The sequence below is a fragment of the Mycobacterium sp. NPDC050551 genome (genome assembly GCF_040674075.1).
GTDB lineage: Bacteria > Actinomycetota > Actinomycetes > Mycobacteriales > Mycobacteriaceae > Mycobacterium.
Map to the genome: position 1 here is coordinate 74,407 of NZ_JBFARC010000006.1, position 24,972 is coordinate 99,378.

A 24,972-nucleotide genomic window follows, 5' to 3' on the forward strand; every position below is an offset into this window, starting at 1 on the left:
TGACGTGCGGATGGCCGGTTGCTGCGCTCGGAACTACCCGTTATCGCGGCGGTCCAAGCGCCCGGCCCGCCAGTGCCGGAATCCGCGGTGTGCGGCGAACGCGCCGGCGACGGCCGTCACGCACCAGACGGCGATGGCCGCATAGATCAGCGGTGAGGACAGGTCACCGATGGAGGCGCCGAGCGCGGTGTAGACGAACGCCCGCGGCACCGATCCGATCAGCGCACCCGCGGCCATCTGCCAGACCGGCACCCCGAACGCGCCGAAGGCGTAAGAGGCCAGCGCGTCGGAGATGCCGGGAACGAAGCGCTGACCGACGACGGCCCACAGCCCGTGCCGGGCGATCTGGGCCTCGATGCGTCCGGCGCGCTCCGGCCCGAGAAGGCCCATGGCGCTGTCGCGACCCGCCCGCCGGCCGAGCAGGCTGGTGATGACGGCCGTGCCGACCGTCGCGCCCAGCGTGACGAACAGGCCGAGCACCGGGCCGAACAGCGCACCGCTGCCTGCGGCGAGCAGCGGCCCCGGCACGAACACCGCGCCGAGCACCGCCGACACCACCACATAGGTCAGCGGTGCGACCGGGCCGGTGGCGGCCACCGCCTGCCGCACTCCCTCGACGTCGACCACCCGCGTCACCGCGACGACGTAGAACAGCGTCAGCAGCAGCGCGGCGAAGAGCGCCAGTCGCAGGATGTGCCTGCGCCGGTTCGGCGCCGCGGCGCCGTCGTCGTCGTCGGCGGAGTCGGTCATGTCATCCGCGATCCTGCCGCACCGGCACTCAGAAGCTGAGCTGCCGGTAGCGCTGCAGCCTGCGCAGCCCGGCCGCGGACACCGCGCCCTCGGCCGGGCGCAGTGCGGTCGTCATCTGCGTGCGCACCTCGTCGGTGTCGAACGACGTGCCGATCGCCACCAGCCCGTTGACCGCGGGCGCACGGTCGGCGGTGCTCACATGGATCGACGTGCCGACGACGTTCACCACGTAGCCGCGCGTGCGGGCCCGGAAGCGGACGGCGACGGTGCCCTTGAGCCGGTAGACGCCTGCGGGCCGCTGCTCGAGCAGGTCGACCAGCGCGCCGGGGTCGACGCCTCCGCTGCCGGTCACCGTCACCGAGTCGGCGTGCACGTGGTGGTGTTGATCTTCGATCAGCAACTCCCGGAAGGACAACTGCCCGAAGGCTTCAGCGGTGCCCGCCGCGTCGTACAGCAGCGTGGGGTCGACCCTGCCGCCCACCGCGCCGACGACGTGCGCATCGGGGTTGCGCTCGCGGACCCGCGCCTCGATCCGCTCCAAGGCGGCGCCACGACCGTCCTCGGGGATCCGGTCGAGCTTGTTGACCACCACCAGTGACGCCGCACCGTAGCGGGCCGGCGCGGTGCCGCCGCGGTCGACAGTGTCGAAATGCATTGCGGCGTCGATGACGTCGACGATGCCGCCCGGGCGCACGTTGTCGACGCCGCTGAACCGGATGATCCGCGAGATGGCGACCGGGTCGGCCAGTCCGCTGGCCTCGACGATGATCGCGTCGAGATTCAGCCTCGGGTCGGCCAGCTTCTGCAGCGCGACGTCGAGCGCCCCGTCGTCGGGCAGGCAGCAGATGCAGCCGCCCGCGATCGAGGCCGGCTCGTCGACCTGCCCGGTGACCAGTGCGGCGTCGACGTTGAGCTCACCGAAATCGTTGATCACCACGCCGATTCGGGCGTCCGGGGCCCGCAGCACATGGTTGAGCAGCGTGGTCTTCCCGGCGCCGAGATAACCGGTCAGCGCGATGACCGGTACGGCCCGCACCGGCGGTCAGTCGGCCTGCGCGGGCCGCGCCGCCGACTTCTTGAATCGGGGTGCGAGCTGGACGAACTCGGGGACGACGGTCGGGTTCGCGTGCGCCGCGGCGATGAGGGTGAGCAGGGTGTCGGCCACGTCGTCGAGGGCGGACATCCTGGCGGGCAGCTGACCATCCTGGACCCAGGACTGGAACAGCTGGGCCAGCAGGTCGCGGTCCGCGCCGCGCAGGATCTCGGTGTCCTCGGTGGGGCCGATGCCGACCCGGATGACCGACAGCTCCGGGTGCTCGCCGCGCCAGGACCGCAGGATCTCGTCGAGTGCGGCCTTGCTGGCGCTGTAGGCGGCGACTCCGGCCCGCGGCCTGCCGACGTTGTGGTCGGACGCGATGAGCACGACGCCGCTCTCCGACAGGTGGGGCAGCGCGGCCCGCAGCACGTTGCTCGCGCCGACGGTGTTGACGGTGAACGCGTGGATCCAGGTGGCGACGTCGGTGTCCTCGACGAAGGCGAACGGGATCACGGTGCTGGTGAACACGACGGCGTCCAGGCCGCCGAGTGCCTCAGCCGCGGCGGAGACCACCGAGGTGATGGCCGACGGGTCGGCCACGTCGAGCTCGAACGCCAGGCCGCCCACCGACTCGGCCAGCTCGGTGAGCAGGTCGATCCGGCGCGCCGCGACGGCCACCCGCGCGCCGTGCCTGCCTGCCCCGGTGGCGACGGCGTGGCCGATCCCCGACGACGCCCCGACGACGAGAAGGCGCAGACCCGCGACGTCGGCATGGGGAGCGTTCATTTAGGCAAGCCTTTCGTAAGTGTCAGTCCATGGAACCAGTGCCGCGCGACGAAGGGCAAACCGCTACCCCGCGAGGCGGTCCTGGAACGCCGCCCGGTAGCTGCGCGGCGGCACCCCGGCCAGCCTGCGGAACTGCTCGCGGAAGTTCGCGGGCGAGCTGAAGCCCACCCGCCTGCCGATCGACTCCACGCCCAGGTCCGACGTCTCGAGCAGCTCCTGGGCGTGGCGCACCCGGACGCCGGTGACCCACTGCATGGGGGTCTGGCCGGTCTCGGCCTGGAAGCGGCGGTTGAGCGTCCGCACGCTCATCGCCGCCCGCGCCGCGATCTCGCCGAGCGTCAGCTCGCGGTGTGCCTCGGTCTCGATCCAGGCCAGCACGGAGTCGAACTCGCGGCGGACGCCGGAGGTGGGCAGCGGAACCCGGTTGCGGACGATGAACTGCGCCTGGCCGCCGCTGCGGTGCAGCGGGGCCACCGACAGCCGGGCGGCGTCGGCGGCGATGGCGGCGCCGTGATCGCGCGCCACGATGTGCAGGCACAGGTCGATGCCGGCCGACGCGCCCGCCGAGGTGAGGATCTGCCCGTCGTCGACGTAGAGCACGTTGGGATCCAGCAGCACGTCCGGGAAGGCGGCCCGGAACGCGTCGGTGCCGATCCAGTGGGTGGTCGCGCGGCGGCCTGCCAACAGTCCGGCGGCGGCCAGGGTGAAGGCCCCGGTGCAGATCGAGACGATCCGGGCGCCACGGGCGTACGCCGCGCGCAGCGCGATCACCAGCGCAGCGGGCGGGGACGCCGTCACGTCTCGGCGGCCCGGAACCACGATGGTGTCGGCCTCGGACAGCGCGTCGAGGCCGCGGTCGGTGGCGATGCGGAACGGGCCTGCGCTGACGACGGGTTCGGTGCCGCACACCAGGACCCGGTAACCCGGCTCGCCCGAGGCGAGGGTGACCCAGCCGAACACCTCGACCGGCGTGCTGAGGTCGAACGCGATGGTGTCGGGCAGCGCCACCACCGCCACCGTGTGCGGCGGGCTATTCACCGAACATCTCCCGTCGCACCACCGCGGCGAGCGCGTCGCGCAGCGCGTCGGGCACGGCCAGCGCTCGGTCACAGTCGGCCGCGGCGTCCGCGGCGACCGTGAGCAGGTGCCTGCCGTGCGCGGTGAGCCGCGGGTACGACGCCCGGCCGCGGCTCTCGATCACGACGGCGCCGGCGTCGGCGAGCTGGATCATGGTGGCCTGCATGCTCTGTGGGGTGATACGGGCCCGTCGCGCGAGGTCGCTGTAGGACAGGTCCTGCGCACGCGACAGGTGGCCCAGCGCACCGAGGTGACGCAGCGTCAGGCCGTGTTCGGCCAGCGCGTCCTCGAGACGGCGCTGCGCGGCGCGACCCGCGCCGATGAGCAGCATGGTGGTGCTGTCGATCAGGGGACTCCGGGTCACCCCGCCACTATAAGCCTGACTGTAAGTCGGACTGAAGCTCAGTCCTCGTCGAGATCCTCGACCGGCGCCTCGACGAGCAGCGACATGCCGTGGTGCGCGGGCATCTCGACGGCGAAGCTGTGCAGGTCGTCGACCGTCGCGAAGGCCTTGCCGGTGAACATGTCCGACACCGACGAACCCGGCGGCAGCTTCTTCGAGCGCACCGATCCGGCGATGTCCTCGTTGGCGAAGTTCAGCACCGTGAGCTGGTACCGGTTCTCGTCGGCGAGTTGGTGCACGAGCACCAGCATCCCGCGGTGCGAGACCTCGGGGATGTCGATCTGGCGGCTGGTCGCGATGCCGTAGTGCGAGCGCACCCGCAGGATCGCCTGCAGCTGACGCAGGAAGCTGGTCTCGTCGGCCATCTGCTCGGGGATCGGGCCGTAGAGGCTGCGTCCCCGCGGCATCCCGGCCTGCGACTGCGTCGCCGTCGGGTTGACCCCCATCAGGTCGTGGGCGGCGCGGTGGATCCAGCGGGTGTCCCCGCCGCGCAGCAGTTCGGCGACCTTGCCCGCCGGCAGCGTCAGCATCCCGCACAGGTCCCAGCCCGACAGCGCGAACACCCCGGGCTGCAGCGCGTTGAACATCGCCAGCAGCAGGTGGGCCCGGCGGATCCGGTCGACGTCATGGATCTGGTCGAGGTCGGTGACGCCGAGGGTCGCGGCGATCACCGTCGCGGTGGTGCAGGCGATGCCGTTGGTGGTGAACACCAGGTTGTACGGGGCGTTCTCACCGGTCAGCCGGTCGGACAGGTCCCGGCGGACGGTCTCGCCGAGCACCTCACCGGTGATCTCCTCGCCCTTGTAGGTGTAGATGTCGTCGCGGTGCCCGGTCGACCAGTGCACGAGTTCGTAGGTCAGCTCGTCGTGGTTCTGCAGCGCGTGCACCAGTGACGCCGGGTCCACGTTGAGTTCCAGGGTGGTGCGCAGCGTCAGCCGCAGGAACTCGGTGTCGGCGGTCGCGAGCGCGTGGTGGTAGGCGGGCCGGTTGACGAAGTCGTAGGACAGGTCGGCGCCCGCCTCGCCGATCTCGCGGATGTCGTCGATGGTGAGGTTGAGCTCCTGGAAGGTGAACCCGCCGACCTTGCGCACCATGCTCGCGATCAGGTGGTTGGCGGCCTCCGACAGCGGGTGGCCCTCCGACCAGCCGACACCGTCCTCGGCGGCGGTCTTCTCCGCGCCGAGGAAGCCGTTCGCGTCCAGCCGCAGGCCGCCGGTGCCGAGGTCGGCCAGCGAGTGCAGCGCGTCGCCGATGACCAGTCGCATGCCTGCGAATGACGGGTCGAGCCAGTTGATCGACGGCTGCCCGTCCTTGAAGTAGTGCAGGTAGACCCAGCGCCGTTCGACGCCGTCGATGCCGACCACGGGACGGGTGACGCTCCAGTTGGTCTCCTTGACGCCTTCGGCGTAGAAGATCACCCGCTGCAGCCTGCCGATGATGTAGCCGGCCTTGTCCAGCCACTCCTCGGTGGTGGGGTCGATGTTCACCGAGTCCTGGCCGGCCGGGACCGCAGGCAGGTGCTCCCAATCCCGCGGGTCGATCTCGACCATGTGGTAGATGCCGGGGTAGTCGGCGTACTTCAGCTCGGCGAGCCGGAAGTCGGCGCCTTTGCCGGTGTGGCCGGGCACGATGTCGTCGATGATGGTGCCGCCGTACCAGTTGGCGGTCCCGCACATGTGGCGGAACTCCTCCTCGGTGCCGAACGCCGGATCGATCTGCGTGCTGATGCGGTCGAAGTGCCCGTCGACGCTCGGCGTCAGCTGCCAGCCGGAGATGCCGCCCGCGCGTTTCACCGGGCCGGTGTGGATGGCCTCGATGCCGATCTCGGAGAACGCCTTCCACATGTCCTCGTCGGCCATCGCCTTGAGGAACGACTCGTTGGACCGGGTGATCAGCGACAGCGGGTAGGCAGTGAACCACACCGATGCGGTCTCGACGGCGCCGCGCGGACTGGGGGTGGCGTAGGGGTTCTGCCACATCGAGCCCTGCCCGGAGAACTGCTGGCTGATCTCGTTGGCGTCGGCCAGCATCGACTGGGACAGCAGCCAGGACACGTACGCCGGGTTGTCGCCGGTGGGGGAGCCGTCCTGGGACAGCGAGCGGCGGGTGAACGGCGCCTTGACGCGCGGCCGGAACCGCAGCGACCGCGGGCGCGCCGGATGCAGGTACTCGTCGAAGGTGACTTCGGTGGGCTCGTTGGGCTGGTCGTCCGGGGCCTGCTCGCCGGTGGCCTGTTCGTCGAGAGCCGTCAGCTGATCGTCGGGCTCCGACTCTGCCGCCTGAGACATGAATCCCCTTCACTGGATGTGGTGACCGGCCGGGTGCCGTTCCGACGGAGTATTGCCAGCGCACCTCGGTGTCGAAACCGGTCGCGTTCAACCCTACGTATCGGCACCGGGCGCCGCCGGGTCACCGGCCCGCCGTGCGCGGGCCCGGCGCTTGCCCTCGTGCATCGCCGCAACGCGCGCCACCGGGATGGTCCGGCCGTGCGCGACGAGGTCGTCGGGCAGCCGTTGCGGCGGCGGCATCGACTCCGCCCACGGGTCGCCCGCCCCGAGCGCGTCGATCGCGGTGTGCACCGTGAAATCGGCGGGCGTCACCCGGTCGAGGTCGGACCACGGCACCGGGAACGACACCGGCGTGCCCGGCCGCAGCCGCGGGCTGTACGCGGCGGCGACGGTGGCCCCGCCGGCCCTGGTGGAGTCGACGAACACCTTGCCGCCCCGGTCGGAGACGATGAACGCGGTGGTCGCGATGTCCGGGTCGAGCGCCTCGGCCCGTGCGGCGAGCGCGCGGGTGGCGCCCGCGACGTCGTCGACCGGGGTGTGGTCGTCGATCGGCACGAACACGTGCAGGCCCTTGGCGCCGCTGGTCTTGACGGCGCCCGCCAGCCCGCTGTCGGTCAGCGCCTGACGCACCAGGTGCGCGACGGCCACCACCGCGGAGAAGTCGGCGCCCTCGGGCGGGTCGAGGTCGAGGATCAGGTGCGTCGGCCGGTAGATGTCGGCGGCCAGCCCGAGCGTCGGGTGGTACTCGACGGCGCGCTGATTGGCCAGCCACAGCAGGGTCCGGCGGTCGTCGCACAGCGCGTAGCGCACCTCGCGGTGGGAGGACTCGGCCCAGATCGACGCGGTGCGCACCCAGTCCGGTGTGTACTTCGGGACGTTCTTCTGCATGAACGGCGCCCGGCCGCGCAGCACCCGCAGCACCGTGAGCGGGCGGCCGGCCAGGCGTGGCAGGATGCGGTCGGCCACGGCGTCGAGGTAGTCGATCAGGTCCCGCTTGGTGGCTCCGGCGTCCGGTGTCAGGGCCTGGTCGAGGTTGGTCAGCTCGACGCCGTCGCGGTGCTCGCCACCCATCAGCCCACCCTAGAACCCGCGCGGCGCCACCAGGGCGGTCGCGGGGCCTGCGCCGCCGCGCGGTGGGCGAGGCGGCACACCACCCCGAAGTGGTCGGACGGGAAGACCCGCGGCAGCGCGGCGGACACCGGCCGGGTGCCGAGCAGGTCGATGCCGACCGGCTCCCACCGCCTGCCCTTGACCAGCACCCGGTCGAACCGGACGTGGCGGTGCTTGTTCTTGCTGTCGAACCGCATCAGGTTGATCGACGTGTCCTCGGTGAAGCCGTCCTCGCCGGGACGCAGCGCCGGCCAGACGTCGGTGAACGGCGCGGTGATGCGGCCGTTCTCGGTGTCGCGCATGTTGAAGTCGCCGAGCAGCACCGCCTCGTCGACCCCGCGCACGGCGCGAAAGAGTGAGCGCAGCTGACGGGCCCGCAGCCGCGCCGACCGCTTGCCACTGTCGAGGTGCACGCAACAGACCGCCACCGCGGCGCCGTTGACCGTGAGATCTGCGCGCAGATAGCCGCGGTCCAGCCGCGTCGGCAGCCGCGTGTAGGTCACGCCGTCGACCGGCAGCCGGGTGAGCAGCAGCATCCCGTAGTTGCCGACGCCGTCACCGGTGATCGAACTCGCCAGGTAGTGCTCGCGGACCCAGGACTGGGTGAGGAAGACCTCCAGCGCCGGCGCCGTGACCTCCTGGAAGACCATCACGTCCGGCATGGCGTCGCAGAGCAGGGCGGCCATCGCGCGGTAGCGGTGATCGGCGAAGTGTTCGTCGAACCACATGTTGAAGGTGGCCAGGGTGAGTTCGTCGCACTCGACCGGCGCGGGCGCGTGCACCTCACGCCACCGGCCGCCGGCAGCATCGAACCGCTCGACCGGGAGGCGGCGACGACCCCTCACGGCACCATGCGGATCAGCGCGGCGCGGAGGAGTCGGACAGCCCTGTGCGCAGTGCGATCGCCTGCTTGGTGCCGACGTCGGTGACCACCTCGGGCGGGGTGGGCTGGCCCAGCACGCTGCCGAACTCGATCCGGACCACCGCGGGACCCTGGGTGAAGAACAGCAGGGTGACGTCCTTGTTGCCGTCGGGCGCGGTTCCGCTGATCACCGTGCCGCCGGTGCCGACCGGCGAGGGCTGCGGGGTGCCGCCCACCACCGAGGCGGTCAGGGACTTCACGCTGGCGTCCAGGGCACTGGTCGCGGCGGCCTCGTCGGGGGTGACGTTGATGGTGACGCCGACGGCCTTGGTGTCGTCCTGGTTCACGAACAGTGCCGAAACCCCTTGGCCGCCACGACGGTTGGGCACCGACGACCGCGGGGTGAAGGTGTCGCCGGGGCTGTCGATGTCACCGGGCTCGATGAGCAGACTCGAGTAGTCGACGGCGCTGCTGTTCTCCTTGGGTGCCGAACTGGGCGCCGTGGTGGTGGCCGCGGGCAGTCCCGTCGGGGCCGTCGCCTCTTGACCGGACGGCGGCGTGCAGCCGGCCAGGACGGCGGCGAGAACGGCCGCTGCGGCGATGGTGACGGTGGTGCTCGACAAGACGCGCATGGAAATCTGCTGGTTCCCCCGATTGTGGTTCATGAGCTGGACATATACTGGACACGATGTCCACAAAACACGGTACACGCGCCGTCGAGGGGGGCGCAAACACCGCCGGACCGGCGCGCCGCGGCAGACCCCGCGACGTCACCGTCCGCGACGCCGTGCTGCGCGCCGCCGCCGACCTGGCGCTTTCCGGCGGCCCCGGGGCGGCCACCATCGACGCGATCGCCAAGCGCGCCGCCGTCAGCCGCACCACGGTCTACAAGTGGTGGCCGTCGTCGGCGGCGATCGTGCTCGAGGGCCTCCTGGGCTCCACCGTGGGATCCATCATCCGGCCGCAGGGCAGCAGCACCCGCGAGGCGCTCACCCACCACGTGCACTCGCTCAACGCGATCCTGTCCGACACCGGCACCGGACCGCTCGTCCGGCGGGTGATCAGCGCCGCCGACTCCGACCGCGCCGTCGGCACCGCGCTGCTCGACCAGTGGCTGCTGCCGCGGCGGGCCGCACTGATGGGGGTGCTGCACGACGCCGCGGCCCGCGGTGAACTGCGCGACGGCGCCGACCCGGAGGTGGTCGTCGACGCGCTGGTGTCACCGGCGTACTACCGCCTGGTGTTCGGCCTGCCCGCGCTCGACGACGACGCGCTGACCGGCCTCGTCGACACGGTGTGGCGGGGCTGCGCCCGCAGGCCGTGACCCGCGCGCCCGGCGAAACTGCTGCGCCGAAGGGGCCTGACCCGCGGCGATACTGAGCACATGTCGCAGCATCCGCCGTACCCGCCCGCCCCGTCGCCCGCTCAGCGGCAGGACAGCAGGAGGACCAGCATCCTGGCTCCGCTGGTGGTCCTCGCCGGTTGCGTCTCGGTGTTCTGGTCGATGCTCGCCGGGGCCACCGCTCTCGACGTCTGCCGCAGCGGCTGCGACACCGGCGTCAACCTCACGGTCTTCGGCTGGGTGTGGGGCGGCGCCGCCGTCGCCTTCGTGCTGATGACGGTCGGCATCCGGCGGGCGCGCAGACAGGGCAGGCCCACCGCGCCGTGGCCCGCCGCGGCGCTGGCGATCATCTGCTTCACCGCGGTGTCGGGCGTCTACCTCGTCAGCGCGATCGCCGGGATGCTGTGACGTCACGTGTGAGCCCCGTGCCAGCGGGTACGCCTCACCCGATGACAGCCCAGCCCCCAGACCCGGATCCCGTCGACACCCCGGGGCTCGAACCCGGCGGCGGCGTGGCGCCAGGCGACACCCCGCCCGACTCGGCGCACGTCACCCAGTCGGCGAACACCGACCCCACCCCCGCACGCCGGTTCACCCCCGGCGCGATCGCCGCGTTCGCGATCGTCGGGATCATCGCGGCGGTGTTCCTGGTGGTGGCGGTGCTGCGGCTGCTCGAGATAGCGGGCGTGTTCCGCTGATCCTCAGCGGTTGACCTTGCGCACCTTGTAACTGGACGGCCAGGACATCCGGTCCTCGTCGCCGACCAAGGGGGTGCCCTTGCCGCCGACCCTGACGTCGTAGGCCTCTTCGCCCGCGCCCGTCTCCCGGTCGGCGTGCTCCTTGGCGAGGTAGTACAGCTCGTCGATGGTGGCCTCGCCGTAGGCGACGAACGTGGTGTTGCGCTGGGCGTCGTCGATGCCCGCGGTCATCCGGTCGGGCAGCACCTTCGACGCCAGCGCCGCCAGGCCGAGCAGTACGAACGGGATCACCCAGTAGCAGACGAACGACAGCGGGGTGTCGGCGTCGAAGATGGTGGCCCGGCAGACCAGTGGCGGGATCACCGACGAGATCGTCATGCCGGCGAACGCGGCGATCCAGATCCAGGTCAGCAGTGTCGTGATGCGCTCGAACAGCTCGCTCTTGAGCACGTTGGCCGGACGGCCCACCTCGGCGAACTCGCGGACGAAGGGCCGGCCCGCCAGCAGGCCGATCAGCGCGACTCCGAAGATGCCGAGGTTGCCGAGCGGCTGCAGCCACTCCGCCATGAACGCCTCGCTGGTGGTGAACGTCAGCACCGTCAGCACCGCGAAGACGATCACCGCGCCGAGCTCCAGGGTGCGGCCCGGCCAGTGCAGCGCCCGGCCGATCCCGAACCCGGCGGCCGCGATCGCCAGCGCCGCCAGGACGGCGGTGCTCGCCGGCACGTTGCCGACGAGCACCCAGTACACGATCCACGGCGCGAAGCCGAACAGTGTGCTCACGGTCGGTCAGTCTATGGCCGGTGGCCGTCGGCCGGGCCGCGTCCGGTCATCGAGTCCACGATGGTGCGGGTCGCGAACTCCGCCCGGTGGCGGGGATACGAACGGCCTTCGCGCAGAACGGCATACACGATGCCGCCGACGATGGCGTCGGCGGCGGCCTCGGCGACCGCCTCGTCGACCCCGTCGGCGAGCAGCCGTGACCGCACCGCCTCCTGCAGCGGACCGCTGAATCCGCTGCGCAGCCGGTCCGCGGTGTCGTCGTGCTCGATGGAGGCGACCGTGAGGATGCGCAGCATCGCCGAACCCCGCGCGGTGGTCAGGGTGGCCGCCAGCCTGCCCGCCCACCGGGCGAGGTCGGTCGTGACGTCGTCGGAGTAGGCGACCGGGCGAAGGATCCGGTCGGCGTCCTCGAGCAGCACGTCGGCCACCAGCGCGGGCCGGCTCGGCCACCAGCGGTAGATGGTCTGCTTGCCGACACCGGCGCGGGCCGCCACGGCCTCGATGCTCAACCCGTCGAAGCCGCGCTCCAGCAGCAACTCCCGCGTGGCGGTGACGATCGCGGCGCGCGACTTCTCGCTGCGCCGTCGCGGCGCGGTGTCGAGCTGTGGCACAGCCACCCCCTGCGCGGTCGTCGGCCGGATCCGGCTAGCGTAACCTAGCGCGAGACGAGACGGTCCGTCTCGCCAGGCGACGACGGAAGCGGTGGGAGTGGCCTCGAGGAGTCTGGTCATCGGCGCGAGCGGGTTCCTCGGCTCGCACGTCACCCGGGCACTGGTGGCCGCCGGTGAGGACGTGCGGGTGCTGATCCGCACCATCAGCTCCACCCGCGGCATCGACGGCCTGGACGTCGAACGTCGCTACGGCGACGTCTTCGACACCGCGGCGGTGCGCGACTCGATCGACGGATGCGACACCGTGTACTACTGCGTGGTCGACGCGCGGCCGTGGCTGCGCGACCCGGCACCGATGTGGCGCACCAACGTCGACGGCCTGCGCAGCGTGCTCGACATCGCCGCGCAGGCGCCACTGCACCGGTTCGTGTTCACCAGTTCCATCGGCACCATCGGCCGCGTCCGCGACGGGCCGGCCACCGAGGCGACTGCCCACAACTGGCTCGACGAGGGCGGCGAGTACATCCGCACCCGGGTGGCGGCGGAGAATTTGCTGTTCGACTACTGCCGCGACCGCGGGCTGCCCGGCGTCGCGATGTGCGTGGCCAACACCTACGGCCCCGGCGACTGGCTGCCCACCCCGCACGGGGGTCTGGTGGCGGCCGCGGTCCGCGGGAGGCTGCCGTTCCACGTCGCCGGGGCGCAGTCGGAGGTGGTGGGTGTCGAGGACGCGGCACGCGCCATGCTGCTGGCCGGCCGGGTCGGACGCGTCGGCGAGCGCTACATCGTCTCCGAACGGTTCATGAGCGCCCGCGACGTCTACCGCTGCGCCTGCGACGCCGTCGGGACGACGCCGCCCCGGGTCGGCGTGCCGCTCCCGGTGATGTCGGCGCTCGGTGCGGCCGGTGAGGCGGCGGCCCGGATCCGGGGCCGCGACACCCGGCTGACCCGGATCAGCGTGCGGCTCATGCACATCATGTCGCCGATGGACCATTCCAAGGCGGCCCGGGAACTCGGCTGGCAGCCCCGGCCCGCGACCGAGGCGATCGCCGACGCCGCCCGATTCTTCCGCGACCGGCGGCGCCGCGACACCACCGCGGCAGAGGAGGCGTCATGACCATCGGGCTCACCCCGGAGCAGCAGCACCTGACCGACGCCGTCGCGCAGTTCGCGGCGCGGCACGCCCCGGTCGGCCACACCCGCGAGCTGCTCGACCAGCTCGCCGGGGGCGAACTGCCGCCCTGGTGGAACGAACTGGTGGCCAACGGCTTCCACGCCGTGCACCTGCCGGAGAGCTGCGGCGGGCAGGGCGGCACGCTGGCCGACACCGCGTGCGTCGTCGAGGCGGCCGCGCAAGCCGCGCTGCCCGGACCATTGCTGCCGACCGTCGCCGCGGGCGCGGTGGCCCTGCACGCCGACCCCACCCCCGCGGCCACTGGCCTGCTGACCGCCCTCGCCGACGGCGCCCCCGCCGCGGTGGTGCTGCCCGAGTACTCGGACCTGCGGGCCGAGCCGAGCGACGGCGGCTGGCGCGTCAGCGGCGTCACCACCGCCATCCCCGGCGCCTGCTCGGCACGAATCCTGCTGCTGCCCGCCCACACCGGCGACGCGGCAGTGATCTGGCTCGCCGTGCCCGCCGACGCGCCGGGCGTCACCGCAGAACCGGTGGGCGGCACCGACATCACCACCGACGCAGGCATCCTGCGCCTCGACGGGTATGACGCGCCCGCATCCGCGGCCCTCACCGGTATCGACGACGACCGGGCGCGCTGCGTCGTGGTGGCGCTGACGGCCTGCGCGTCGGCGGGCATCGTCGGCTGGTGTGTCGGCGCGGTGACCGCGCACCTGCGCACCCGCGAGCAGTTCGGCAGGCCGATCGGCGCTTTCCAGGCCCTGCAGCACCGGGCGGCGATGCTGCTCGTCAACGCCGAACTGGCGGCGGCCGCGGCGTGGGACGCGGTCCGCGCCGACGGCGACTCCACCGAGCAGCACCGCATCGCCGCGGCGGGCGCGGCCGTGACGGCCGTCGCGGCGGCCCCCGAACTGGTGCTCGACGCGCTGACCATGTTCGGCGCGATCGGCTTCACCTGGGAACACGACCTGCACCTCTACTGGCGGCGGGCGACGAGCCTGGCAGGCGCCGTCGGGCCGATGAGCAGGTGGACTCGGCGGATGGGCGAGCTGGCCACCACCGCGGTGCGCGACATGGCGGTGAATCTCGGTGCGGCCGAGGCGGATCTGCGTGCCGAGGTGGCCGACACCCTGGACCGGGCGCTTGCGCTGCGCAACGACGGCACCGGTAGGCAGGGCGATTACGAGCACTTCATGACCGGACCGCAGCGCACCCTGCTCGCCGACGCCGGGCTGATCGCCCCGCACTGGCCTGCGCCCTGGGGTCTGGACGCCACGCCGTTGCAGCAGTTGGTGATCGACGAGGAGTTCGCCAGGCGGCCGGATCTGGTGCGTCCGTCGCTGGGCATCGCCGAGTGGATCGTGCCGAGCCTGGTGCAGTCCGCCCCGCCCGACGTGCAGCAGCGGCTGATCCCGCCGACGCAGCGCGGCGAGTTGGGTTGGTGCCAGCTGTTCAGCGAGCCCGGCGCGGGGTCGGACCTGGCCTCGCTGTCCACCCGGGCCACCCGCGTCGAGGGCGGGTGGCGCATCAACGGCCACAAGATCTGGACGTCGTCGGCCGACCGCGCGGACTTCGGCGCCCTGCTGGCCCGCACCGATCCCGACGCGGCCAAGCACCGCGGCATCGGCTACTTCGTGCTCGACATGCGCTCACCCGGCGTCGAGGTGCAGCCGATCAAACAGGCCAACGGCGAAGCGCATTTCAACGAGGTGTTCCTGGCCGACGTGTTCGTCCCCGACGAGATGCTGCTGGGCGACCCGGCCGCGGGCTGGCAGCTGGCCATCAGCACGATGGCCACCGAACGCGTCGCCATCAGCGGCTACGTGAACAACGACCGCGCCACGGCGTTGCGCGCCATGGCATCCGGACCCGACGGCGAGGACGTGCGGCGCGCGCTCGGCGAGATCGACGCCTACACCAACGCGATCAGGGCGCTCGGTGTGCGCGAGACGCTGCGCCTGCTCGACGGCCAGGCCGCCGGGCCCGCGTCGAGCATCGCGAAGGTCGCCACCACCGTGCTGCTGCGCAAGGTGTCCCGGCACACGCTCGACCTGGCCGGCCCGCTGGCGGTGACCGAGCAGTCCGACCCGCCGGTCGTGACGCCGTACCTGCACCTGCCCGCCGAGTTGATCGGCGGAGGCACGCCCGAGATCCAGCTCAACATCATCGCGCAGATGATCCTGGGCCTGCCGCGGAAGTGACCCCGAACGTGATTGCAGCGGAGAGGAGTTCGAATGGGACTGCGCGGTGAGGCCGCCATCGTCGGCTATGTGGAGCTGCCGCCCGAACGGATGAGCAAGGCGTCCCCCGCGCCGTTCACCCTCGAGCAGTGGGCGGAGCTGAGCGCCGACGCGCTGGCCGACGCCGGGCTGACCGGTGACGCGGTGAACGGCATCGTGACCTCGCACCTGGCCGAGTCGGAGATCTTCGTGCCGTCGACGATCGCCGAATACCTCGGTGTCGGGGCGAATTTCGCCGAGTTGGTGGATCTCGGCGGCGCTAGTGCCGCAGGCATGGTGTGGCGGGCCGCTGCGGCCGTCGAACTGGGGCTGTGCGACGTGGTGCTGTGTGTGCTGCCCGCCCGCTACATCACCCCGATGTCGGACCGCAAGCCCAAGACGCTGTCCGACGCGGTGTTCTTCGGCTCGTCGAGCAATCAGTTCGGTTCTCCCCAGGCCGAATTCGAGATCCCGTACGGCAACCTCGGGCAGAACGGGCCGTACGGCCAGGTGGCGCAGCGCTACGGCGCGGTGTACGGCTACGACGAGCGGGCGATGGCCAAGATCGTCGTCGACCAGCGGGTCAACGCCAATCACACCGACGGCGCCATCTGGCGCGACAAGCCGCTGACGGTCGACGACGTGCTCGCCAGCCCCGTGATCGCCGACCCCCTGCACATGCTGGAGATCGTCATGCCGTGCGTCGGGGGAGCAGCCGTCGTGGTGGCGAACGCCGACATCGCGCGGCGCGCCAGCAACCGGCCAGTGTGGATCAGGGGATTCGGCGAACACGTCCCGTTCAAGACCCCGACGTATGCGGCCGACCTGCTGCAGACGCCGATCGCCAAGGCCGCCGACACGGCGTTCTCGATGACCGGCCTGCGCCGCGAGGACATGGACATGGTGTCGATCTACGACTGCTACACCATCACCGTGCTGCTGTCCCTGGAGGACGCGGGCTTCTGCGAGAAGGGCAAGGGCATGGGCTTCGTCGCCGAGCACGACCTGACGTTCCGCGGCGACTTCCCGCTCAACACGGCGGGCGGCCAGCTCGGCTTCGGGCAGGCCGGTCTCGCCGGCGGCATGCACCACGTCTGCGACGCCACCCGCCAGATCATGGGCCGGGCAGGCGCCGCGCAGGTCGCCGACTGCCACCGCGCGTTCGTGTCCGGCAACGGCGGCATCCTCTCCGAACAGACCACGCTGATCCTGGAGGGCGACTGACATGAGCGAAATGACGTTCGAGCGGCCGATGCCGGTCAAGACGCCCACCACGGCGCCGTTCTGGGATGCGCTCGCCGAGCACCGCATCCGCATCCAGTACTCGCCGTCGTCCGGCGCGTACGTGTTCTACCCGCGGGTGCGCGCGCCGCGGACCCTCGCCGACGACCTGGAGTGGCGGGAGATCTCCGGCATGGGGACGCTGTACTCGTTCACCGTCGCCCGGCGTCCCGTCGGTCCGCACTTCGCCGACTCGGTGCCGTTGCTGCCCGCGATCGTCGAGTGGGACGAGGGTCCCCGGTTCTCCACCGAGATGGTCGACGTCGCACCCGAGGATCTGCGCATCGGGATGCGGGTGCGGCCGGTGTTCTTCGATTATCCCGGAGACCACCCCGACCACGACGTGACGATGCTGCGGTACCGGCCCGCCTGACGGTGGCGCAGCTCACACGAAGGTTTGAACATCCGCCCTGGTGGAACCTGTCAGCTCGACAGCCAAAGCCAGGAGGGGACACATGTCCGAGCACGAAAAGGCCGATCAGGCCCGTAAAGGACTGGTCGACGCGGTCAAGGGCAAGGCCAAGGAGATCGCCGGCGCGGTGACGGGCAACGACTCGCTCACCGCAGAGGGGCAGCTCGACCAGACCCAGGCGAAGGAACGCCGGGAGGCCAACGCCCAGGAAGCCGTGGCCGACGCCAAAGCCACCGAGGCGCAGTCCGAGGCCGCCGAGGCCAGGGTCGCCGCCGCCGAGGAGCGCACCACCGTCGACGCGCAAGCCCAGACCATCGAGAACGCCGCACGCCAGCAGCAGCTCGCGGAGAAGCAGACCGCCGAGCAGGCCGCCCAGGCCGAGGTCGCCAGGACCGCGGCCAAGGCCCAGACTGACGCGCAGCGCGAGGTGGCGCAGGCCGAGGGTGAGGCGCGTGCGCAGGCCACTGCGGCGGCCGCCGAGGTCGTGGACGCCGACGCCGAACATCGGGCCGCACAGCAGGCCGCGGCCAGCGCCCACGCCGAGGCCGAGCGGATTCGCCAGCAGGCGCCGCCCGCGGACCAGTCCTGACCCGACCCACATCCAGGAGAATCTTGTGAAGATCACCGAATTACCCGTGGCCGTGCTGCGGTTCCAATATCAACTCGCCCGTTTCCCGCTGCAGCTGATCGAGCAGCGCGTGGTGTCCCGCCTGAACGAGGAGACGCCTGCGCGGCTGTTCTACGAGCGTTCGCTCGGCATCCTCGACGCCACCGTCGGCGGCGCGCTGAACGATCCGGACCTCGTGCAGCGCGGTGCGGCCTCGGTCGAACGCAGTGACGCGCTGAGCCGGGCAGCCCGGCTCGACACGGCTGCCGAGGCGAAGAAGGCGAAGGCCGACGCCGAGTTCGAGGCCAAGCGCGATCAGGCGGCGCAGGAGCGCAAGGCCGCGCAGGAGAACAAGGTCGAAGAGGTCCGCGAGGCCCGCGAGACCGCCCAGGAGCGCACCCGCAACGCCGCCGAGGCCGCGCGTAAGCGCACCGACGCGGTGAAGGACCGGGCTGACGACGTCGCCGCGAAGCGGGTGAAGACCGCCGAGGCGGCCAAGCGTCAGCAGAAGGACGAGATCACTGCCGCCGAGCGGAAGGCCACCGAGCAGGCCGCGGCCAAGCGGGAGGACGCGCAGGACAAGCGTGCCGCCGCCGCCGAGCAGAAGCAGCAGGCCGACCGCATCGAGGAACTGGCCGACGTCGAGAAGGACAAGCGCAAGGCCGACTAGCGCCTGCGGGTCAGCCGTCCAGGGGGCGGCGCAGCCATGCGACCAGCACGTCGGTCATCTCGGGGATCGCCCGTCGGGTGATCACCTCGTAGCCGTGCGTGCTTAGCGTGGGCAGGCACAGCAGTCCCGCCCGCGCCGCAAGGCCGCCCGCCTTCACGTGCGAGGCGTCGGACTCGAAGGCGCCGAGCACCGCACCCTGTGGTGATAGCCCCAGTTCGGCGGCGACGTCCATCAACCGGTCGGCGATCTCCCGGTCGTAGACGCAGAGTGCGTCGCTGTAGGCGACGATCGGCCCGCCGCTGCAGGTGGTCCCGTACTCCTGCTCGGCAGGGCCGACCTCGAGTGCCACCGTGATGCCGTCGGGCAGGGTGCGTGCGGCGTACGCGCCGCCGACGCCGCCGATCTCCTCGTCGGTGGTGAACACGAAGTAGATGTCGCCGCCCGGCCGTTCGCCACTCGCGTGCAAACTCTCGGCCGTCCGGAGCAGGGCGGTGATCGGCGCCCGGTCGTCGATGAAGTAGCAGCCGTAGTAGTCCCCGAACTCGACCAGCGTGCGCTTGCTCCGATCGACGCAGACCCGGGTTCCGGGGGCCACCCCGGCGTCAGCCAGTTCGTCGGGAGTGCGCCCGGTGAACACATAGACATGGGTCCAGTCGAGCGCCTTGTCGCCCTGGTCGGGCTTGGTCTCCCAGATCCGTTGGCTCTCACTGGTGGTGTGCTCCGACCCCAGCGTCAGCACCCCGGTCAGCCGCTCGCGGCGGCCGAGCACCGCGACCGGTCCCAGCCCGAAGTTCCCCCGATACATCGTGCCCAGCGGGGTGAGGTGCAGGCTGCCGTCCGGCTCCACCCGCTTGACGAGCATCGACAGCTCGTCCATGTGTGCCATCAGCCGGATCGGCGGCGCGTCTCCGCCGTCGCCCCGGATGACCCCGACGACGTTGCCCGCGTCGTCGGTCCACATCTCGTCCACGGCGGGCGCCAGTTCGCGACGGCAGATGTCGCGCACGGCGTCCTCCTGCCCGCACGGCCCGTACGCCCACAGCAGTTCCTGCAGCAGTTCGCGGAAATCCGCCGGGTCCTGCCCGGTCATCACGCGTCGCGCACCCGTCAGCGCAGCGCCGGCGCGGGCGGCGGTTGTGTCATGCGAGTCAGTCTAGGGAGCCGACGGCGACTATCGGGCAGAACCCCGGGCCGTGTGAGCACCGGCGCGGGCGAGCTGCGTCAGGTGCCGCAGAACGTCCGGTAGTTGCCGAAGTCGCCGGGCGCGGGTTCGGCGTAGCGGTCGAGGCCGGGGCGCTCGTAGTACGGCCGGGCCAGCACCTCGAGCAGCTGCTGAACGGGGGTGAGGTCGCCGGCCGTCGCGGCCACCAGCGCCTCCTCCACCAGGTGGTTGCGGGGGATGTAGACCGGATTGGCGCGGTCCATCAACGCCGGGTCGGGATCCGCGGCCCGCCACGCCGCCGCCCACGCGTCGAAGCCGGCCAGGTCGGCGAACAGCGCCCGCGCCGGTTCGGCGTCGCCGCGCGCCGCCGCGCCGAGATGGCGGAAGAAGGACGTGTAGTCGACCTGGCTGGCGTGCAGCAGGGCCAGCAGGTCGGTCACCAACGGCGTCGACGTGTCGGCGGCCAGGCCGAGCTTGGCCGCCATGCCCGCCGACCAGGCCGCCTGGTAGCGCTGGGTGAATCCGCCCAGTGCCTCCGTCGCCATCGCGACGGCCCGTTCCTGGTCGTCGGCGAGCAGCGGGAGCAGCGCCTCGGCGAAGCGGGCGAGGTTCCACTGCGCGACGGCAGGCTGGTTGCCGTAGGCGTAGCGGCCCCAGCTGTCGATCGAGCTGAACACCGTCTCCGGGTCGTAGGCCTCCATGAACGCGCACGGGCCGTAGTCGATGGTCTCGCCCGAGATGGTCATGTTGTCGGTGTTCATCACGCCGTGCACGAAGCCGACGAGCATCCACTGCGCGATCAGCCGGGCCTGCGCGTCCACCACCGATTCGAACAGCGCGAGGTAGGGGTGCTCGGCAGTGGCAGCCGCGGGGTGGTGGCGGGCGATGGCGTGGTCGGCGAGGCGGCGTAGCACCTCCGCGTCGCCGGACGCGGCCGCGTACTGGAAGCTGCCCACCCGCAGGTGACTGCTCGCCACCCGGGCGAGCACGGCGCCGGGCAGCACCGTCTCGCGCTGCACCTGCCTGCCGGTGGCGACGACCGCCAGCGACCGGGTGCTCGGGATGGCGAGTGCATGCATGGCCTCGCTGATCACGTACTCGCGCAGCATCGGTCCGACGGCGGCCAGCCCGTCGCCGCCACGGGCGAACGGTGTGCGACCCGAGCCCTTCAGCGCCAGGTCGCGCAGTCGGCCGTCGGCGTCCTCCCGTTCGCCGAGCAGCAGCGCGCGGCCGTCGCCCAGCCGCGGCACGTACCCACCGAACTGGTGCCCGGCGTAGCCCTGGGCCACCGGCACGGCGTCCTCGGGCACCCGGTTGCCGGTCAGCAGTCCGACGCCGTCGGCACTGCGCAGCCACGCGGGGTCGAGGCCGAGGTCGGCGGCCAGCGCCTCGTTCAACAGCAGCAGCGCAGGCGCGGGAGCCTGCTCGGCACGCCAGCGGACGGCCAGCTCGGGCAGCTCGTCGGCGAATCGGTGCTGCAGGGCGACGGTGGTGGCAGGTTCAACACTCACCCTCTCCAGGGTACGGAGCGCAGCCGCCGCTACCAGGTGTCGACGAACCGCCGCGGCGGCGCGGTCTGCGCGTGCGCGGTGGCCGTGGCGAGGGTCGCCGCGATGAGCGCGCGGGTGTCGGCCGGATCGATCACGTCGTCGATCTCGAACATCGCCGCGGCGTTGAGCGCCCGCGCGTTCTCCTGGGCGGCCGCCGTCGCCTCGCGCACGCGCTCCTCGCGCTCCGCGTCGTCGGCGATCAACTCCAACTCCTTGCGCATGCCGAGCCGCACCGCGCCCTCGAGGCCCATCGGCCCGAGGTGGGCGCCGGGCCAGGCGACCGTGAGCACCGGCTCGTGCAGCCCGCCGCCGGTCATCGCCTGCGCGCCGAGCCCGTAGCCGCGGCGCAGGATCACCGCGATCAACGGCACCCGCAGCGCGGCGCCCGCCACCAGCAGCCGCGAACCACGCCGCACCAGCCCCTCGGCCTCCGCGGCCGGCCCGACCATGTAGCCCGGGCAGTCGACCAGCGACACCACCGGTAGGCCGAACGCGTCGCACAGCTGCAAGAAGCGCGCGGCCTTCTCGGCTCCGGCGGCGGTGATGGCGCCGGCCATGAAGCGGGTGTCGTTGGCGACGACGCCGACGGGGCGGCCCTCGATGCGGATCAGCGCCGTCACCATCTCGCGGGCGAAGCGGCGCCGCAGGAACGTCACCGAGCCCTCGTCGGCCAGCGTCTCGATGATCGGGGCGACGTCGTAGGCGCGTCTGGCGCGCTCGGGGATGGCGGTGCGCAGCGGCGTCTGGTCGGCTGCGGCGCCGGGCGGTGTCGATCCCTGGAAGTAGCCGAGCAGTGTCCTGGTCACCCGCACGGCCTGCGCCTCGTCGGGCGCCACCACGTCGACGACGCCGTTGGGTTCCTGCACCGAGATCGGCCCGACCTCGTCGGGATGCACATCGCCGAGGCCCCCGCCGGCGATCATCGCGGGCCCGCCCATGCCGATCGAGGTGTCCGCGGTGGCGACCACCAGGTCGGAGCAGCCGGCGAGCACCGCGTTGCCGGCGAAGCACCTGCCCTTCACCACCGCGATGCGCGGCACCACGCCGGACAGCCCGGCCCACAGCTTGAACGCCCGGACCTCGAGTGAGGACACCGTCGCGTGGTCGGTGTCGCCGGGCCTGCCGCCGCCACCCTCGGCGAAGATCACCGTGGGCAGCCGCAGCCGCTCGATCAGGTCGAACAGCCGGTCCTTCTTCAGGTGGCCGTACACCCCCTGGGTTCCGGCCAACACGGTGTAGTCGTAGGACAGCACCGCGCACGGGCTGCGGTCGCCGAAGAGGTCGCCGTTGATCCGGGCGGTGCCCGCCACCAGGCCGTCGGCGGGGGTGCGGGCGATGAGGTCGTCGATGTCGCGGCGCCTGCGCTGCGCCGCGATCGCGAAGCGGCCGTACTCGACGAACGACCCCTCGTCGACGAGGTCGGCGATGTTTTCCCGGGCCGTTCGGCCACCGGCGGCGTGTCTGCGGGCCACCGCATCGGGCCGCGCGGCGTCCTCGGTGAGGGCGCGGCGACGCAGCAGTTCGGCCTGTTCGTCACGCATGGGTGCCCCTCTGCGTCGGTGTCGGTGGAACGGCCGCCGGGCGGGCGGCTACGCACCCGTCCAGGAAACACCGGTATCGTTGGCAAATCCCGGCGGGGTCGACGTAGCCACCGTCGGCCGATCCGCCCGACGTCAGATGCCGGAGCTTTCACACATGAGCCTCAACACCGTCGCGCTCGAACTCGTCCCGCCGAACGTGGAGTCCGGCCGGGAGAAGGCGCTGGAGGACGCGCAGAAAGTGCTGCGATTCTCCGGCGAGTACGGGCTCGGCGACCGGCTGTCCCACGTGCTGATCCCGGGCATGATCGCCGAGGACGACGACCGCCCGATCGAGATGAAGCCCAAGCTCGACGTGCTGGACTTCTGGCACATGCTGCAGCCGGAGCTGCCGGGGGTGAAGGGCATCTGCACCCAGGTCACCTCGTTCCTCGACAAGGCCGCCCTCGATCAGCGGCTCACCGTGCTCGGCGACGCCGGCTTCGAGGGCATCGTGTTCGTCGGCGTGCCGAGGACCATGAGCGACGGCGAGGGCTCCGGCGTCGCGCCGACCGACGCGCTGTCCCTCTACGACGCGACGGTGCCGAACCGCGGCGTCATCTGCATCCCGACCCGCGACGGCGAGCGCGGCCGGATGACGTTCAAGTGCGAGCAGGGTGCGACGTTCGCGCTGACGCAGCTGCTGTTCTCCGACACCATCGTGCCGTTCCTGCGCGAACTCGCCGACACCACCGACCACCGGCCCGAGATCCTGCTGTCCTTCGGGTTCGTGCCCACGGTCGAGACGCGGGTGGGGCTGATCAACTGGCTGATCCAGGACCAGGGCAACGCCAAGGTCGCCGCCGAGCAGGAATTCGTGAAGCAGCTGGCGGCCAGCGACCCCGATCGCAGGCGGGTCATGATGGTCGACCTGTACAAGCGCGTCGTCGACGGCGTCGCCGAGCTGGGCTTCCCGCTCAGCATCCACTTCGAACCCATCTACGGGGTGTCGGGCGCCGCCTTCCGCACGTTCGCGGAGATGCTCGACTACTGGTCGCCCTCGGGAGCCTGACTCTCGGCCGTTCCCGGCGCGTCGGGCGGCGGCGTCGAATATGCGGGCGCCACCGGTGGCACCTCCTGGCCGGCGAGGTCGCCGGCTCCGTCGTCCTGCTGGGGCGTGGGTTCCGGTGCGGTCATGCCTCGTCGGCTACCCCCGCGGCCGAGCGCGAAACGCTTGATCGCGGAACCGGAATCGATATTGACGTTTCCGTAGACCCGTCCGCCGGGTAACCCCCCGGTGGACAAGGAGGTCACCATGCCTGACTGGGGATGGATAGTCATAGCGGCGGTCATCGTCATTGCAGTGATCGCATTCATCGTCGCCCGACCGGCGATGCGACGCAGGAGGTCGGAGCGGCTCAAGGGCACCTTCGGCCCCGAGTACGAACGGACGGTCGCCGAGGTGGGCGACCAGAAGGCGGCCGAGGCGGAACTCGCCAAGCGTGAACAGAAGCGCAAGAAGCTCGACATCGTCCCCCTCAGTCATGAGGCGGGCGAAAGGTACACGCTGCGTTGGCGTTCCGTGCAGACGGCGTTCGTCGACGACCCGGCGGGCACGCTCGCCGAGGCGGACCGGTTGGTCATCGAGGTGATGAACGAACGCGGTTACCCGGTCGACGACTTCGACCAGCGCGCGTCTGACATCTCCGTCGACCACCCGCAGGTGGTCGAGAACTACCGGGCCGCGCACGAGATCCATCTGGCGCAGCAGAGCCGGCAGCTCAGCACCGAGGAGCAGCGACAGGCGTTCGTGCACTACCGCGCCCTGTTCGAGCGGCTCCTCGACGTCGCGCAGCACCAGCCGCACGACACAGGCAACAACTCGCAGGAGGCACGCGCATGACCACACACGAAGACCGCACCCAGTTCACCGATCCGCAGTACCGGGATCCGCAGGCCGGCGATCCGCAGGCCACCGAGCCGCAGTTCCGGGATCCCCGGCGTGCCGATGCGCAGTACTCGGACCCGCAGAACCCGGGGGCCCAGTACTCGGACCCCCAGAACCCGGGGGCCCAGTACTCGTCGACGCAGCAATCGGGTCAGCAGTACGGCGACCCACAGCACGCGGATGCACAGTACGCGGACGCGCAGCAGGCCGGCGTGCAGCAGAACGACTCGCCGTTCGACGACGCGCCGCGTGGTGCCGGAGCGCCGGTGCAGTCGACGGAGACGGCAACGTCCACCGGTCACCCGGGGATGGCCCGGCCCTCGTCGGAACATGATCGGCCACAGTCTGATTCGTCTGACACCGACACCGATCTGTCCCTGTTCGGCGAGACGGAGATGTCAGGATTCCGTGCCCGCTGGAACGACGTGCAGGCCGGATTCGTCGACGATCCGAAGCAGTGCGTCCAGACGGCCGACGCGCTGGTGTCGGAGGTCGTCGATCAGCTCACCGCCGGCTTCTCCGAGGCACGCACGCGGATGGAGGCGCAGTGGGCGAAGGGCGAGGACGCCTCGACGGAGGATCTGCGTGTGGCGCTCAAGCGCTACCGCGAATTCTTCCAGCGGCTGCTCTCCGTCTAGACCCGAACGATGAACAGGCCGGCCACGCGGGGTCGGCCTGTTTCTCGTTGCGCCTTTACCGAACCTTGACCGGTCGTTGAAGTGCCTGTC

27 protein-coding genes are annotated in these 24,972 nt (G+C 71.5%); 12 read left to right on the forward strand and 15 right to left on the reverse strand.

Translation table 11 applies throughout. The features are described from left to right. Positions 1-33: 33 nt before the first annotated feature. The 9 genes from AB0K11_RS22545 to AB0K11_RS22585 form a co-directional block, all read right to left on the reverse strand. Complete coding sequence (locus tag AB0K11_RS22545; protein ID WP_364982127.1) at positions 34-750, reverse strand: TVP38/TMEM64 family protein; 717 nt, start codon at positions 748-750, stop codon at positions 34-36. Between the two features lie 28 nt (positions 751-778). Next, positions 779-1,786 (reverse strand): GTP-binding protein, encoded by a 1,008-nt coding sequence (locus tag AB0K11_RS22550; RefSeq protein ID WP_364982130.1) that lies wholly within the window; start codon positions 1,784-1,786, stop codon positions 779-781. Between the two features lie 6 nt (positions 1,787-1,792). Further along, on the reverse strand, positions 1,793-2,572 hold the full coding sequence (locus AB0K11_RS22555) for an SDR family oxidoreductase (RefSeq protein ID WP_364982133.1): 780 nt from the start codon (positions 2,570-2,572) through the stop codon (positions 1,793-1,795). Between the two features lie 63 nt (positions 2,573-2,635). Continuing rightward, a complete protein-coding gene (locus AB0K11_RS22560; RefSeq protein WP_364982136.1) occupies positions 2,636-3,610 on the reverse strand; it encodes a helix-turn-helix domain-containing protein in 975 nt (324 codons plus the stop codon). After that, entirely contained in the window at positions 3,603-4,013 is a 411-nt protein-coding gene (locus tag AB0K11_RS22565; RefSeq protein ID WP_364982139.1) for a MarR family transcriptional regulator, read from the reverse strand. The genes AB0K11_RS22560 and AB0K11_RS22565 overlap by 8 nt, the downstream gene beginning before the upstream one ends. Before the next feature lie 38 nt (positions 4,014-4,051). Next, the gene (gene treS, locus AB0K11_RS22570; protein WP_364982142.1) at positions 4,052-6,340 is read right to left on the reverse strand and encodes a maltose alpha-D-glucosyltransferase; all 2,289 of its coding nucleotides are present in this window, start codon (positions 6,338-6,340) and stop codon (positions 4,052-4,054) included. A 93-nt stretch (positions 6,341-6,433) separates the two neighbouring features. Further along, positions 6,434-7,411 (reverse strand): ATP-dependent DNA ligase, encoded by a 978-nt coding sequence (locus tag AB0K11_RS22575; protein ID WP_364982145.1) that lies wholly within the window; start codon positions 7,409-7,411, stop codon positions 6,434-6,436. Beyond that, positions 7,411-8,295 (reverse strand): endonuclease/exonuclease/phosphatase family protein, encoded by an 885-nt coding sequence (locus AB0K11_RS22580; protein ID WP_364982148.1) that lies wholly within the window; start codon positions 8,293-8,295, stop codon positions 7,411-7,413. Before AB0K11_RS22580 ends, AB0K11_RS22575 begins: the two co-directional genes overlap by 1 nt. 13 nt (positions 8,296-8,308) lie before the next feature. Continuing rightward, positions 8,309-8,944, reverse strand: coding sequence for a hypothetical protein (locus AB0K11_RS22585; protein WP_364982151.1), 636 nt, complete (start codon positions 8,942-8,944; stop codon positions 8,309-8,311). 56 nt (positions 8,945-9,000) lie between these two features. On the opposite strand from AB0K11_RS22585, the gene AB0K11_RS22590 reads away from it, so the two are divergent. From AB0K11_RS22590 to AB0K11_RS22600, 3 genes are read left to right on the forward strand one after another with little or no spacing between them, the layout of a single operon-like run. Continuing rightward, entirely contained in the window at positions 9,001-9,636 is a 636-nt protein-coding gene (locus AB0K11_RS22590; protein ID WP_364982154.1) for a TetR/AcrR family transcriptional regulator, read from the forward strand. A 60-nt stretch (positions 9,637-9,696) separates the two neighbouring features. Beyond that, a complete protein-coding gene (locus AB0K11_RS22595) occupies positions 9,697-10,062 on the forward strand; it encodes a hypothetical protein (RefSeq protein WP_364982157.1) in 366 nt (121 codons plus the stop codon). A gap of 41 nt (positions 10,063-10,103) precedes the next feature. Continuing rightward, on the forward strand, positions 10,104-10,352 hold the full coding sequence (locus AB0K11_RS22600; protein WP_364982160.1) for a DUF6480 family protein: 249 nt from the start codon (positions 10,104-10,106) through the stop codon (positions 10,350-10,352). A gap of 3 nt (positions 10,353-10,355) precedes the next feature. On the opposite strand, the gene AB0K11_RS22605 is transcribed toward AB0K11_RS22600, so the two are convergent. Then, complete coding sequence (locus AB0K11_RS22605; RefSeq protein ID WP_364982162.1) at positions 10,356-11,135, reverse strand: hypothetical protein; 780 nt, start codon at positions 11,133-11,135, stop codon at positions 10,356-10,358. Between the two features lie 11 nt (positions 11,136-11,146). Beyond that, positions 11,147-11,746: a TetR/AcrR family transcriptional regulator gene (locus tag AB0K11_RS22610; RefSeq protein WP_364982165.1), complete on the reverse strand. Its 600-nt coding sequence runs from the start codon at positions 11,744-11,746 to the stop codon at positions 11,147-11,149. A gap of 97 nt (positions 11,747-11,843) precedes the next feature. Here AB0K11_RS22610 and AB0K11_RS22615 point away from each other — a divergent pair, with 97 nt between their 5' ends. The 6 genes from AB0K11_RS22615 to AB0K11_RS22640 all read left to right on the forward strand — a co-directional run bounded on the left by AB0K11_RS22615 (position 11,844) and on the right by AB0K11_RS22640 (position 18,067). Then, the gene (locus AB0K11_RS22615; protein WP_364982168.1) at positions 11,844-12,863 is read left to right on the forward strand and encodes an NAD-dependent epimerase/dehydratase family protein; all 1,020 of its coding nucleotides are present in this window, start codon (positions 11,844-11,846) and stop codon (positions 12,861-12,863) included. Next, entirely contained in the window at positions 12,860-15,079 is a 2,220-nt protein-coding gene (locus AB0K11_RS22620) for an acyl-CoA dehydrogenase (protein ID WP_364982171.1), read from the forward strand. The genes AB0K11_RS22615 and AB0K11_RS22620 overlap by 4 nt, the downstream gene beginning before the upstream one ends. A gap of 33 nt (positions 15,080-15,112) precedes the next feature. After that, positions 15,113-16,321: a thiolase family protein gene (locus AB0K11_RS22625; protein ID WP_364982174.1), complete on the forward strand. Its 1,209-nt coding sequence runs from the start codon at positions 15,113-15,115 to the stop codon at positions 16,319-16,321. A 10-nt stretch (positions 16,322-16,331) separates the two neighbouring features. Beyond that, positions 16,332-16,751: an OB-fold domain-containing protein gene (locus AB0K11_RS22630; protein ID WP_364983105.1), complete on the forward strand. Its 420-nt coding sequence runs from the start codon at positions 16,332-16,334 to the stop codon at positions 16,749-16,751. Positions 16,752-16,833: 82 nt separating this feature from the next. Then, the gene (locus AB0K11_RS22635) at positions 16,834-17,379 is read left to right on the forward strand and encodes a CsbD family protein (RefSeq protein ID WP_364982176.1); all 546 of its coding nucleotides are present in this window, start codon (positions 16,834-16,836) and stop codon (positions 17,377-17,379) included. 25 nt (positions 17,380-17,404) lie between these two features. Next, positions 17,405-18,067, forward strand: a complete 663-nt coding sequence (locus AB0K11_RS22640) for an IF2 family translation initiation factor (RefSeq protein ID WP_364982179.1) — start codon at positions 17,405-17,407, stop codon at positions 18,065-18,067. Positions 18,068-18,077: 10 nt separating this feature from the next. On the opposite strand, the gene AB0K11_RS22645 is transcribed toward AB0K11_RS22640, so the two are convergent. From AB0K11_RS22645 to AB0K11_RS22655, 3 genes are all read right to left on the reverse strand, one after another. After that, on the reverse strand, positions 18,078-19,157 hold the full coding sequence (locus tag AB0K11_RS22645; protein ID WP_364982182.1) for a M20/M25/M40 family metallo-hydrolase: 1,080 nt from the start codon (positions 19,155-19,157) through the stop codon (positions 18,078-18,080). A gap of 131 nt (positions 19,158-19,288) precedes the next feature. Beyond that, positions 19,289-20,740: a protein adenylyltransferase SelO gene (locus AB0K11_RS22650; protein ID WP_364982185.1), complete on the reverse strand. Its 1,452-nt coding sequence runs from the start codon at positions 20,738-20,740 to the stop codon at positions 19,289-19,291. 29 nt (positions 20,741-20,769) lie between these two features. Continuing rightward, positions 20,770-22,320, reverse strand: a complete 1,551-nt coding sequence (locus AB0K11_RS22655) for a carboxyl transferase domain-containing protein (protein WP_364982188.1) — start codon at positions 22,318-22,320, stop codon at positions 20,770-20,772. Between the two features lie 154 nt (positions 22,321-22,474). On the opposite strand from AB0K11_RS22655, the gene AB0K11_RS22660 reads away from it, so the two are divergent. Next, positions 22,475-23,368 carry a mycobacterial-type methylenetetrahydrofolate reductase gene (locus AB0K11_RS22660; RefSeq protein WP_364982191.1) on the forward strand — a complete coding sequence of 298 codons (894 nt, stop codon included), beginning with the start codon at positions 22,475-22,477 and terminating at the stop codon, positions 23,366-23,368. Here AB0K11_RS22660 and AB0K11_RS22665 read toward each other — a convergent pair. Further along, a complete protein-coding gene (locus tag AB0K11_RS22665) occupies positions 23,344-23,493 on the reverse strand; it encodes a hypothetical protein (protein ID WP_364982194.1) in 150 nt (49 codons plus the stop codon). The genes AB0K11_RS22660 and AB0K11_RS22665 overlap by 25 nt on opposite strands. A gap of 118 nt (positions 23,494-23,611) precedes the next feature. On the opposite strand from AB0K11_RS22665, the gene AB0K11_RS22670 reads away from it, so the two are divergent. Together AB0K11_RS22670 and AB0K11_RS22675 are read left to right on the forward strand one after the other, a co-directional pair. Next, positions 23,612-24,199, forward strand: a complete 588-nt coding sequence (locus tag AB0K11_RS22670) for a hypothetical protein (protein ID WP_364982197.1) — start codon at positions 23,612-23,614, stop codon at positions 24,197-24,199. Then, a complete protein-coding gene (locus AB0K11_RS22675; RefSeq protein ID WP_364982199.1) occupies positions 24,196-24,882 on the forward strand; it encodes a hypothetical protein in 687 nt (228 codons plus the stop codon). Before AB0K11_RS22670 ends, AB0K11_RS22675 begins: the two co-directional genes overlap by 4 nt. The last annotated feature ends 90 nt before the right edge of the window (positions 24,883-24,972 follow it).

What these genes read in the sequence shown, in the direction of transcription:
- AB0K11_RS22545 (WP_364982127.1), bottom strand. Translation starts at nt 750, where the DNA reads ATGACCGACTCCGCCGACGACGACGACGGCGCCGCGGCGCCGAACCGG.
- AB0K11_RS22555 (WP_364982133.1), bottom strand. Translation starts at nt 2,572, where the DNA reads ATGAACGCTCCCCATGCCGACGTCGCGGGTCTGCGCCTTCTCGTCGTC.
- treS (WP_364982142.1), bottom strand. Translation starts at nt 6,340, where the DNA reads ATGTCTCAGGCGGCAGAGTCGGAGCCCGACGATCAGCTGACGGCTCTC.
- AB0K11_RS22575 (WP_364982145.1), bottom strand. Translation starts at nt 7,411, where the DNA reads ATGGGTGGCGAGCACCGCGACGGCGTCGAGCTGACCAACCTCGACCAG.
- AB0K11_RS22585 (WP_364982151.1), bottom strand. Translation starts at nt 8,944, where the DNA reads ATGCGCGTCTTGTCGAGCACCACCGTCACCATCGCCGCAGCGGCCGTT.
- AB0K11_RS22590 (WP_364982154.1), top strand. Translation starts at nt 9,001, where the DNA reads ATGTCCACAAAACACGGTACACGCGCCGTCGAGGGGGGCGCAAACACC.
- AB0K11_RS22595 (WP_364982157.1), top strand. Translation starts at nt 9,697, where the DNA reads ATGTCGCAGCATCCGCCGTACCCGCCCGCCCCGTCGCCCGCTCAGCGG.
- AB0K11_RS22600 (WP_364982160.1), top strand. Translation starts at nt 10,104, where the DNA reads ATGACAGCCCAGCCCCCAGACCCGGATCCCGTCGACACCCCGGGGCTC.
- AB0K11_RS22620 (WP_364982171.1), top strand. Translation starts at nt 12,860, where the DNA reads ATGACCATCGGGCTCACCCCGGAGCAGCAGCACCTGACCGACGCCGTC.
- AB0K11_RS22625 (WP_364982174.1), top strand. Translation starts at nt 15,113, where the DNA reads ATGGGACTGCGCGGTGAGGCCGCCATCGTCGGCTATGTGGAGCTGCCG.
- AB0K11_RS22630 (WP_364983105.1), top strand. Translation starts at nt 16,332, where the DNA reads ATGACGTTCGAGCGGCCGATGCCGGTCAAGACGCCCACCACGGCGCCG.
- AB0K11_RS22635 (WP_364982176.1), top strand. Translation starts at nt 16,834, where the DNA reads ATGTCCGAGCACGAAAAGGCCGATCAGGCCCGTAAAGGACTGGTCGAC.
- AB0K11_RS22645 (WP_364982182.1), bottom strand. Translation starts at nt 19,157, where the DNA reads ATGACCGGGCAGGACCCGGCGGATTTCCGCGAACTGCTGCAGGAACTG.
- AB0K11_RS22655 (WP_364982188.1), bottom strand. Translation starts at nt 22,320, where the DNA reads ATGCGTGACGAACAGGCCGAACTGCTGCGTCGCCGCGCCCTCACCGAG.
- AB0K11_RS22660 (WP_364982191.1), top strand. Translation starts at nt 22,475, where the DNA reads ATGAGCCTCAACACCGTCGCGCTCGAACTCGTCCCGCCGAACGTGGAG.
- AB0K11_RS22665 (WP_364982194.1), bottom strand. Translation starts at nt 23,493, where the DNA reads ATGACCGCACCGGAACCCACGCCCCAGCAGGACGACGGAGCCGGCGAC.
- AB0K11_RS22670 (WP_364982197.1), top strand. Translation starts at nt 23,612, where the DNA reads ATGCCTGACTGGGGATGGATAGTCATAGCGGCGGTCATCGTCATTGCA.
- AB0K11_RS22675 (WP_364982199.1), top strand. Translation starts at nt 24,196, where the DNA reads ATGACCACACACGAAGACCGCACCCAGTTCACCGATCCGCAGTACCGG.